Origin of the sequence: Corallococcus sp. CA041A (assembly GCF_003612075.1) — a bacterium.
In the GTDB taxonomy this organism is placed as follows: domain Bacteria; phylum Myxococcota; class Myxococcia; order Myxococcales; family Myxococcaceae; genus Corallococcus; species Corallococcus exiguus.
This window is the reverse complement of record NZ_RAWF01000334.1, coordinates 1-9,819: the sequence shown is the minus strand read 5'-3', so window position 1 is coordinate 9,819 and position 9,819 is coordinate 1. Positions and strand designations below refer to the sequence as shown.

At 70.6% G+C, this 9,819-nt stretch carries 9 protein-coding genes; 5 read left to right on the top strand and 4 right to left on the bottom strand.

Features of this window, described 5'->3' with window-relative positions; all coding sequences use genetic code 11:
* A partial coding sequence (locus D7V77_RS44415) for a serine/threonine protein kinase (protein ID WP_199733960.1) occupies window positions 1-2,508 on the bottom strand: 2,508 nt, incomplete at its 3' end.
* Between the two features lie 213 nt (window positions 2,509-2,721).
* A complete protein-coding gene (locus tag D7V77_RS37385; protein ID WP_120581023.1) occupies window positions 2,722-3,783 on the bottom strand; it encodes a hypothetical protein in 1,062 nt (353 codons plus the stop codon).
* A gap of 159 nt (window positions 3,784-3,942) precedes the next feature.
* On the opposite strand from D7V77_RS37385, the gene D7V77_RS37380 reads away from it, so the two are divergent.
* From D7V77_RS37380 to D7V77_RS37370, 3 genes are read left to right on the top strand one after another with little or no spacing between them, the layout of a single operon-like run.
* On the top strand, window positions 3,943-4,761 hold the full coding sequence (locus tag D7V77_RS37380) for a glycerophosphodiester phosphodiesterase (protein ID WP_120581022.1): 819 nt from the start codon (window positions 3,943-3,945) through the stop codon (window positions 4,759-4,761).
* 13 nt (window positions 4,762-4,774) lie between these two features.
* Window positions 4,775-5,530 (top strand): deoxynucleoside kinase, encoded by a 756-nt coding sequence (locus D7V77_RS37375; protein WP_120581021.1) that lies wholly within the window; start codon window positions 4,775-4,777, stop codon window positions 5,528-5,530.
* A 34-nt stretch (window positions 5,531-5,564) separates the two neighbouring features.
* A complete protein-coding gene (locus tag D7V77_RS37370) occupies window positions 5,565-6,083 on the top strand; it encodes an acyl-CoA thioesterase (protein ID WP_120581020.1) in 519 nt (172 codons plus the stop codon).
* An 85-nt stretch (window positions 6,084-6,168) separates the two neighbouring features.
* On the opposite strand, the gene D7V77_RS37365 is transcribed toward D7V77_RS37370, so the two are convergent.
* Complete coding sequence (locus tag D7V77_RS37365; RefSeq protein ID WP_120581019.1) at window positions 6,169-6,552, bottom strand: iron-sulfur cluster assembly accessory protein; 384 nt, start codon at window positions 6,550-6,552, stop codon at window positions 6,169-6,171.
* 101 nt (window positions 6,553-6,653) lie between these two features.
* On the opposite strand from D7V77_RS37365, the gene D7V77_RS37360 reads away from it, so the two are divergent.
* Window positions 6,654-6,986 carry a rhodanese-like domain-containing protein gene (locus tag D7V77_RS37360; RefSeq protein WP_120566412.1) on the top strand — a complete coding sequence of 111 codons (333 nt, stop codon included), beginning with the start codon at window positions 6,654-6,656 and terminating at the stop codon, window positions 6,984-6,986.
* Here D7V77_RS37360 and D7V77_RS37355 read toward each other — a convergent pair.
* Window positions 6,983-9,202: a serine/threonine-protein kinase gene (locus D7V77_RS37355; protein ID WP_120581018.1), complete on the bottom strand. Its 2,220-nt coding sequence runs from the start codon at window positions 9,200-9,202 to the stop codon at window positions 6,983-6,985. The genes D7V77_RS37360 and D7V77_RS37355 overlap by 4 nt on opposite strands.
* A gap of 72 nt (window positions 9,203-9,274) precedes the next feature.
* Between D7V77_RS37355 and D7V77_RS37350 the strand changes: the two genes are divergently transcribed.
* The coding region (locus D7V77_RS37350; RefSeq protein WP_120581017.1) for a hypothetical protein at window positions 9,275-9,819 on the top strand (545 nt) is incomplete at its 3' end.

The following is a 9,819-nucleotide window of genomic DNA, read 5'->3' as shown; positions in this document are numbered from 1 at the left end:
GTCTGGCGGGCTCGCGGCGGTGTCCGCGAGGGCGGGTTCAGCGGGCTTCGGCGGCGCGACTTCGGCCGGAACAGGAGCGGGTGGCGCGGGCGCCTTCACGGGGGCCGTTCCCTGGGGACCGGGCCGCGCCGGGCCTCCCGCCGGAGGCCCCCTCCTGGGCGCGGGAGGCGCCTGCGCTTCCGGACTGAAGAAGCCCATCATCCACGCGAGCCCCAGGCCCAGCACGGCCACGAGCACCACGCCCGCCACCAGCACGATGGCGCGCGAGCGCCGGGGCGACCGGGAGGCGTCGAGCGTGTCGGGCCCCTCTTCGTCGTAGTCCTCGTCCTCGTTGACGGGCGCGCGCACGACCCGACGGGGGGGCGGCCTTCGCGGCGCCTGGAACCCGACGGTGGACTCGTCGTCGTCCGGGTCTCCGGTCATGACGGGCGTCGGGTCCGTGAGGCTCACCCCGGAGGGCCCCGGGTCGGTGTTGAAGCGCTCGTCGTCTTCCGGTGACGGCCGCGGCGGAGGACGGACGTTGCGAGCCCCGGAGTTTCCGGACGGGGCGGAGCGGTTCGCATCGCTGGACGCGGAGGCGCCCCGGCGCGGGCCCGGAGGCTGCGACAAGCGCCCATCGTCGCCCATGCGGCGGGGACCGGACGCCAGCGGTTCGGACCGGCCGTCGTCCCCCATGCGGCGGGGACCGGAGGACAACGGCTCGGACCGGCCGTCGTCCCCCATGCGGCGGGGACCGGAGGACAGCGGCTCGGAGCGGCCGTCGTTGGCGGACGCCATGCCCGGCCGACGCGGGCCAGGTGGCGGCGTCGTCGCGCGTCCCTCCGGCGTGCGACGCGGCGTGGGCGCGAACGGATCATCCCCGCCACCCGCGCCGCGAGGCATGGCCACGCCGGTCGACGGACGCCGCGAACGGTCTCCCGACCCGGAGCGCGCGGTGGGCTCCGGTGGGCCATTGCGCCGCGCCGGTGCGGGCGTGGGCGCGACGGGCCGGGGGCGGCGCGCGCGCAGCGGCACGGTGGAGTCGCCCTCGTCGTCCTCCTCTTCCTGCTCCTCCTCCTCGTCCCAGGCTTCCGCCTCGAACACGGGCTCCAGGTGGCGGCGCGGCGAGGGAGCGCCGGGCATCGTGCCGACCGCGGTGGACTCGCCGTCGTCATCGTCGTCGTCGTGGCCCGAGGGCAGGTCGCGCGGCCGCGCCATCTGCGTCTCCGGCTCCCCTTCTTCCGCATCCCAGGTGCGCAGCGCCGCGGCCTCCGCCGTGGGCCTGCGCGCGGGAGGCCGGGACACCAGCCCCACGGGCGTCAGCGCCGAGGGCCCCCGGGGCTGCGACGCCGTCCCGCCCAGCGGCAGGGTGCGCGCGCCCGTGTCCTCGTCGAGCGGAGACGTGCGCGACGACGTGTCCTCCGTGAGGGGCAGCGTGCGCGCGGCGGTGTCCTCCGCGTCGGCCAGCGGCAGCGTGCGCGCGGCGGTGTCCTCCAGCAGGTCCGGCACCGGGGGCGGCAGCGGCGTGCGCAGGGACGGCAGCGGCAGCGTGGCTTCGTGCCGGCCCGCGCGCTTCGCCGGGGGGATGTGGAGCACGGTGCGCTCCTCCTTCTCCCCCAACAGCCGCGCGATGTACTGCGCCACGTCCAGGCTCTGCTTGAGCACGCCAGACGCGAGGAACGCGTGCAGGTCGTCGCGCACTTCGGAGGCCCGCTGGTAGCGCTGGGTGCGGTCCTTCACCAGGCACCGCATCACGATGCGCGACAGCACCTCCGGGTAGTCCGGGCGCACCAGGTGCGGCGGCGTCGCCTCCTCGTAGCGGATGGCGTAGAGGATGCCTTCCGTGGTGGGGCGGTGGAAGGGCTGCTTGCCGGTGGTGATTTCGTAGAGCATCACCCCCAGCGCGTAGATGTCCGCCCGGTGGTCCAGCCGCTCCTGAAGAATCTGCTCAGGGGAGAGGTAGAGGAACTTCCCCTTGATGACGCCCGGCTTGCTGCGCTCCATGAACGCGCCGGCCTTGGCGATGCCGAAGTCGACGAGCTTCACGCGCCCGTCGTAGGCGATCATCACGTTCTGCGGAGAGACGTCCCGGTGGATCAGCTCCAGCGGGCGCCCATCCACGCCGCGGCTGAAGTGCGCGTGGTCCAGGCCCGCGGCGATGGCCGCGCAGATCTTCGCCGCGACGCCGTACGGCATGGAGGCGCCGAACTTGAACTCCTCCGCGAGCACGCGGCGCAGGTCCACGCCCTCCACGTACTCCATGCAGATGAAGATGTTGTCCCCCTCCTTCCCCAGCTCGTGCACCTGCACGATGTTGGGGTGGTGGAGCTGGGCGGCGATGCGCGCCTCGTCCAGGAACATCTGGACGAACTCCGGCTCCTCGGAGAGGTACGGGAGGATCCGCTTGATGACCACCAGCGTGGGATCCGGCGGCTTGTGCGCCAGGAAAAGCTCCGCCATCCCGCCCAGCGCGAGGCGCTTGATGAGCAGGTATTTGCCGAACGGGGTGGCCGTCTGGGGCGAGCTCAAGGACGTGGAAGGTGTGGGCCGCGGGTGGAACTTTGAAGCGTGTCCGGAGCCTACCTGCATTCCCGCCCCGGGGGGAGCCGTCCGACCCGCCCGGCGTCGGACTCTAGGCAGGCCCTGCGGAGCACGCGAACTTTCGGGCCCCTGAAACACGACCGCCCCCCAGGGCAGGTGAGCCCTGGGAGGCGGACGGGGAAGGCATCAGGCGAAAGCGGATTACTCGGGGACTACCACCTCGCCCGGCAGGTCTTCGCAGCCCTGCGGGATGATGGTGTAGGTGTAGCGCTGGTCCGTGCCCGGCACGCCGCTGTCCCGGTCATTGCCGCCGGTGCCGCAGCTGGTGATGTTGGAGCTGCCGTTGATGCAGCCCGCGAAGGTGTAGGTATCCCAGACACCCGTGATGCCGTTGGGGAACGTCACCGAGCCGCCATCCAGGGCCGCCTTCTGGTAGTCGCAGCCCAAGCCGCCGTCGGACCGGTCACGCGTCTTGTCGTGGTAGACGAGGATGCCGCCTGTGACCTCGAAGCCGTAGAAGAGGGTGCCCGCGTCCTCGTTGTCCAGGCGCTGGAGCTGGGAGGGCTGCGGGTTGGTCAGCGTGAGCGGACCCGCCAGGTGCACGCGCGTTCCCAGGTATGCCGCGCTGTTCTGGGCCGCCGCGAGCGACGCCGTCAGCTCATCCACCGTCACCTCGTTGGCCGGGGGCAGGTTCGCCGTACCCGCGTCCGTGAGCTTGGGCGTGATGGCCAGGGGCACCGCGGGAGTCTGCTGATTGGCCAGGTGGTGGCGGCGGCCGGTGAACGGCGAGTTGTTCGGCTCCGTGCCGAAGTAGCCCACGATGTCGACGGTGTCGCCGAGCTGCGGGTGATACGCGTCCGGCGTGTCCGTGTAGAACTTATGGATGAAGAGGCCCTCCTTCGGAGCGGCCGGATCCGTCACCCAGAAGTACGAGCGCCAGGAGCCGTTGCCCTGGTCGCTGAGCTTCTCGTAGTGGATGCCCGAGACGACCACGTCGCGCAGCGTCGCCTTGGTGCCGAACGACACCTTGCGCGTCGCGGCGATCTGGTTGGCGGTGGGGCCCGCGTCGCCGGTGCCCGCGTCAGTGCCCGCGTCGGTGTTCGTGCCCGCGTCAGAGCCCGCGTCGGTGCTGCAGACGCCCGTGCAGCCGGCGTCGGGGGTGGGAGTGGGGTTGTCGTCGTCACGACCGCCACAGCCGGCCGCGGTGGCCATCGCCGCGGCAGCCAGGAAGGCCGCGGCGCCCAGCTTCGTGCGCAGTTCCATTTGAAATTCTCCGGGAGGTGAAGGGCGCCGAGGTGGTTGAAGTCCGACGCCGGTCGGGCTGAGGATTCAGGCCCTTATACCGGTGGGGTAGTAGGGCCGGCAAGGAACGGACCGGGGCCCTGTCCGTCACACCATCGTCAATTCAAGAATAGGTGGATCATGCTGCCGCGCGACATGTTTCTTGATGGGCTGAAGCCCACGCTCCACATCGCGCACCGCGGCGGAGCGCTGCTCGCGCCGGAGAACACGCTGGAGGCCTTCCAGCGCGCCGTCCACACCCACCGCACGGACATGCTGGAACTGGACGTGCACCTGTCGCGCGACGGTGAAGTCATCGTCGCGCACGACGACACGCTGGAGCGCTGCACCGACGGGGAAGGTCCGCTCGCGGCGCTGACGTTGGCCCAGCTGCGCAAGCTGGACGCGGGCCACCGCTTCACGCCGGACGAAGGCCGCACCTTCCCCTTCCGAGGCCAGGGTGTGCGCCTGCCCACGCTGCGCGAGGTGCTGCGCGCCTTCCCCACCCTGCGCCTCAATGTGGAGCTCAAGCCGGACGTGCCGGGCGCGGAAGCCGTGCTCGCTCGCCTGCTGACCGAGGAAGGGGCCCTGGGCCGCGTGTGCCTGGGCAGCGAGCAGGACGTCATCGCGGAGCGGCTGCACGAAGAATTGCCCGACGCGTGCCACTTCTACCCGCGCGACGCGCTGGCCGCGTTCGTCCTGGCGCTCAAGGCGGGCGAGGCGCCGCCGGAGGACGCGCGCTACAGCGTGCTCGACATGCCGCTGTACTTCGGCGAGGTGCGCTTGGTGGACGACGCGCTGCTGAAGGCCGCGGCCGAGCGCGGCAAGTGGATCAACGTGTGGACGGTGGATGATCCGGCGGAGATGGACCGGCTGATCCAGGAAGGCATTGGCGGCATCATGACCGACCGGCCGGACCTGCTCCGCCAGCGAATGGACGCCTCTGGAAAGCCGGGTTAAGCCTTCGGGCTCCATGCCCCGCTCCACCGCCCGCGCGCGTCCGGCGACGTCCCGCACCGAGCCCTCGACCAAGGCGCCGCCCCCGGCCGACGCCGACACGAAGCCCGCCGCTCGCAACACGCTCAAGGCGAAGGTGAAGTTGCCGCGCGCCAAGCGCTTCGTGGCGCTCGCGGGCAACATCGGCGCGGGCAAGACGACGGCCGCGAAGCTCATCAGCCAGGGCTTCGGCTTCGAGCTCTTCGACGAGCCCGTCATCGACAACCGCTTCCTGCGTGACTACTACGGCGACATGTCGCGGTGGTCGTTCACGCTGCAGCTGGAGTTCCTCATCCGGCGCGTGGAGCACCACGAACTCATCCACTCCGTCCGCAAGAGCTGCGTGCAGGACCGCACGCTCTACGAGGACCCGGAAATCTTCGCCAAGTACCTGCACGGCCTGGGGCACATGACGAACGCGGAGCTGGACCTGTACTACGAGTACTTCCAGCGGCTGTCGCGCCACATCGTGCGGCCGGACAAGGTCATCTGCTTCGACGTGCCGTCGGAGGAGGTGCTGCTCCAGCGCATCCGCACGCGCGGCCGCGCGGAGGAGAAGGGAATCGGGCGGCCCTTCCTCAAGGGCCTCAACGGCTACTACGCGGGCTTCCCGCAGGTGCTCCAGGAGAAGTACGGCGTGGAGTGCCTGGTGGTGGACGTCTCCAAGCAGGACATCCGCCGCGGCGCGGGCCGCGAGGAGTTCATGGACCGCGTCTCCGCATTCCTGGCCTGACGCGGCGCTGTTTCGTGCGACGCTCGCCAGCGCCATGCACGACCTCAGCCCCAAGAGCCCGCGCGACTCCGAAGTGGTGATGACGCAGCTCATCCTCCCTCCGGACGCCAACAACCTGAACGCCGCGTTCGGCGGGAAGGTGATGCAGTGGATCGACATCTGCGGCGCCGTGGCCGCCCAGCGCCACTGCCGTCAGGTCGTGGTGACGGCGTCCATGGACGACCTGCACTTCCACGCCCCCATCCGCGTGGGCTGGATTGCCCTCCTGCACTCACGCGTGCTCGCGGCGTTCCGCACCTCGCTGGAGGTGGGCGTCACCGTGCACGCGGAGAACCCGCTCACCGGTGAGCGGCACCTCACCACCAGCGCGCTGCTCACCTTCGTGGCGCAGGGCCAGGACGGCAAGGGCGTGCCCGTGCCGCCGCTGCTCCTGGAGTCGGAGGCGGAGCGCCAGGCCTTCCAGGAGGCGGAGGCCCGCCGCGCCCAGCGCCGCAACCGCGGCCAGGGGGAGCAGAACTGGATGAAGGTGATGAAGCCCGTGGCCGGAGCCTGAGGGCTGGACGCACGAAGGGCCGGGGGCACGCCTGCCTGGCGTCCCATCCCGGCCCTCCTTCCACCCTGAATCGACGAACAGCGAATCAGGTGGTGAACGACGTCCCGCAGCCGCAGGACGACTTGGCGTTGGGGTTCTCGAACTTGAAGCCCGCGCCGGTGACGCTGGTGACGTAGTCGATGTGCGTGCCCGAGAGGTACTGGGCGCTCAGCGCGTCAGTGGCGATGGTGACGCCGTCCTGCTCCCACGTCTGGTCGCCGGCCTTCATCTCCTTGACGAGGTTCAGGTCGTAGCCCAGGCCGCTGCAGCCGGAGGGCACCACGCGGATGGAGAAGAAGTAGCCCTGGAAGCCCTGGGCCTGGATGACCGTCTTCACCTGGGCGATGGCGGCGGCCGTCAGGACGACGGGCTCGGAGGCGGCGGGCTGGGAGGCCGGCGTGGAGCCGGTGACGGCGGTAGAAGTATCCATGTGCTTCAATCTCCTCGTAGACGGTGCCACATAACGCCCTGGCGCCTGAAAAGCCAAGGGACCTGACGGTCCCCTTCCCGGCTCAACAGAAGATAACCCCCATGCCCATCCCTGAAATCACCCCCGCCGAGCTGGCCCGGCGCCTGGCCGGCCCTCCCGAGTCGCGCCCCGTGCTGGTGGACGTGCGCTTCCCGCACGAGCACGAGTGGGTGGCCCTGCCCGGCTCGGTGCTGATGCCGCTGCCGGAGCTGGAGGACTTCCACGAACAGCTGGAGTCCTTCCGCGGCCGCCCCGTGGTCGTCTACTGCCACCACGGGGTGCGCAGCCTGGACGGCGCCGCGTACCTCATCGACCGGGGCCTGGAGGCCGTGTCGCTCCAGGGCGGCATCGACCTGTACTCGCGCACCGTGGACCCTGCCCTGCCGCGCTACTAGTTCGCGTCGGCCAGATTCAAGGGCTGCTCCGTCGTCTCGTCCGGCTTGATGGTGACCTCGAAGGCGACGGGCTCCTTGAGCTGCTTGCCGCGCACTTCCAGGATCTGCTTGCCCTCCATCAGCTTGAGCGTCGTGTTGGCGCTGCCCATCATCTGGTTGTTCCGGTACACCGTCAGGCCCGTGGTCATCCCCTTGGGGGTGATCTTCAGCTTGAGGGTGCCCTCCTTGAAGCTGCGCTCGAAGGTCTTCAGCTCGCCCGGCGCGCCGAACGCGAGCTCCTCCGAGTCCTCCAGGTAGATGCCCTGGGCGTCGTTCTCCAGGATGAGCGTGTCCTGCAGGTGGGCGCCCTGCACGCGCGTGAGCGGCGCGGTGCCCAGCATCGTCACCGGCTCCGGGCTGTTGCAGCGCTCCGTGTGCCGCACGGACACCTTCACCGGCTGGTTGGTGTTCACCGTGAGCCACACGCCCTGCGCGTCCGCGGCCTTGGACGTGAGCGCCAGCATGATGGGTTCGCGGAAGAGCACGCCCAGCGCGAGCAGGCCCACGAAGAGGCCCACCGTCACCAGCGTGCGCACGCTGCCGCCCCGGGGCTTCACCGGCTCCGGCAGCGAGGGGGCGCTGGAGCGCGACGGACGGCGCTCGCCAGAGTCCTCGTCATCCACCGGAGGGGCCACCGGGCGCGCGCGCGGAGCATCCACGCGGCTGGAGGTGCGGCGGCGCGGCGGCTCCACGGCGGACTGGTTGGTGCTGGTGCTGGTGCGGCGGCGCGGAGGCGGCGGCGCGGGCGCGGGCTCCGTCTCATCGTCCGGAGGCGGCAGGCGCGTGCGCTCGTCGTCCTCCAGCTCCATGCGATGCACGCCCGAGCGCGACCGCATGGGCGGCTCCGACACCGGCATGGCGCGCGACGCCGTGCGCCGGGGCGGAGGGACGTCGTCCACGGACTGGCTGCGCAGGTCCGAGCGCGAGTTGGTGCGGGCGATCTGCGTCGCGTTCGGGTTGCTGGTGGACGTGCCGCGCCGGACGGCCGGCTCCGACACGCTGGAGCGGCGCCGCGGCGGCGGCTGCTCCACGCCGGTGAGCGACGGCGCGTCGTATTCGTTCGGATCATCCGCCAGCGCGGGGGACATGCCCGTGGCGCGGCGGGGCGCGGAGCCCGTGCGGGTGGCGTTGCTTCGCGAGCGCTCGCGCGACTCACCCGGCGGGGCCTCCCAGTTCATGTCCGGGGGCGGCCGGGGCGGCGCGGTGTTGGAGTCCTCGCCCACGGGCATGACCTGGCCCTGCTTGAGCTCGTCATCCAGACGATCCGCGAAGAGCGTCTTCATCAGCTCCGAAATCTGCCCGGAGGTGACGAGCCAGCGCTCGTTGACGAGCAGCTCCTCCAGCGCGGTCTGGAACTCGCGCGCGTTGTCGTAGCGGTCATCCGCGCTCTTGGCCAGGGCGCGCATCACCACGTGGTCCATGTCCCGGGGCACGTCGGCCACCTCGGACGGGGACGGGATGGAGCACTCCATGGCCGCCTGCAGCGTGGCCAGCTCCGAGTCCTTCTTGAGCGGCCGGTGCCCGGTGAGCATCTCGTACAGCACCAGGCCGATGGCGAAGATGTCCGCGCGCCGGTCCAGGTGCTTGCCCGCGGCCTGCTCGGGCGCCATGTACGCGAACTTGCCCTTGATGGCGCCGGACTTCGTCATCGAAGCCTGGTCCGCGGCCTTCGCGATACCGAAGTCCACCAGCTTCACCGAACCATCGAAGCTGATCAGGATGTTCTGCGGGCTGATGTCGCGGTGCACCACGTTGAGCGGCTGGCCGCGGTCATCGTTGCGGCTGTGCGCGTAGTAGAGGCCTTCGCACGCGGACGCGACGATGCGGATGGCCAGCGGACGGGCGATCCACTGATTCATCCCGCTGGCCTTGCGCATGACCCGGCCCAGGTCCTCGCCGTGGATGAACTCCATGGCGATGTAATAGGTGCCGTTGGCCTCGCCGAATTCGTAGACCTGCGCGATGTTCGGATGATTGAAGCGCGCGGCGATCAGCGCCTCGTTCTTGAACATCTCCACGAACTCGCGGTCCTCCGCGAGGTGCGGGAGGATGCGCTTGACGACAAGCTCCTTCTGGAAGCCCTCGATTCCGGACTGACGCGCAAGCCAGACTTCGGCCATGCCGCCCGTGGCGAGCTTCTTGATGAGCTGGTATTTCCCGAATGCTTGAGGATTCATCCCGGGGACTCCCCGGGGGGAGCAAGCTTGGTGGAAGGTGACAGGGCAGCGCATCTTAGGGGACAGCGGTCCATGAGGCAAAGCCGCACGACCTCCTTCCTGGGGTGGGTCGTCATGACCTGCCTGCTGGCCCTGCATGCCGCCGCGGGCCCCGCGTCGGATCAGATCAAGGTGGAGCGGCGCGGCGAGCTGCTCTCCCTCTCCTGGCGTGACGCGGAGGACCAGCTGAGCGGCGTCCTCACCCCCGCCGTCCCCCGCCCCGGTGAGCCGCTGCGGCTGACGCTGTCGGTGGGAAACCTCCAGGGACCTCCCTTCCAGGGCGCCGTCACGGTCGCGTTCTCCCGAGAGGGCGTGCCGGGTCAGGTGACGCGCACGCTGACGCGCGACGCCGTGGGCTGGAGCACCGAGTTCGTCCCCGACGAGGCCGGCACGTGGGACGTGGACGTGCGCTTCCTCACCACCCGCCCCAAGTCGGCCCACGCGCGCTTCACCGTGAGCGAGCCTCCGGTTCCACCCATGGTCTGGCGCGTCCTGATGGCCATCGCCGGAGGGCTCCTGCTGGCCCGGGTGCTGTACGCCGTCACGCGGCGAGGCGTGACGCCGGAGCACCCCATCCC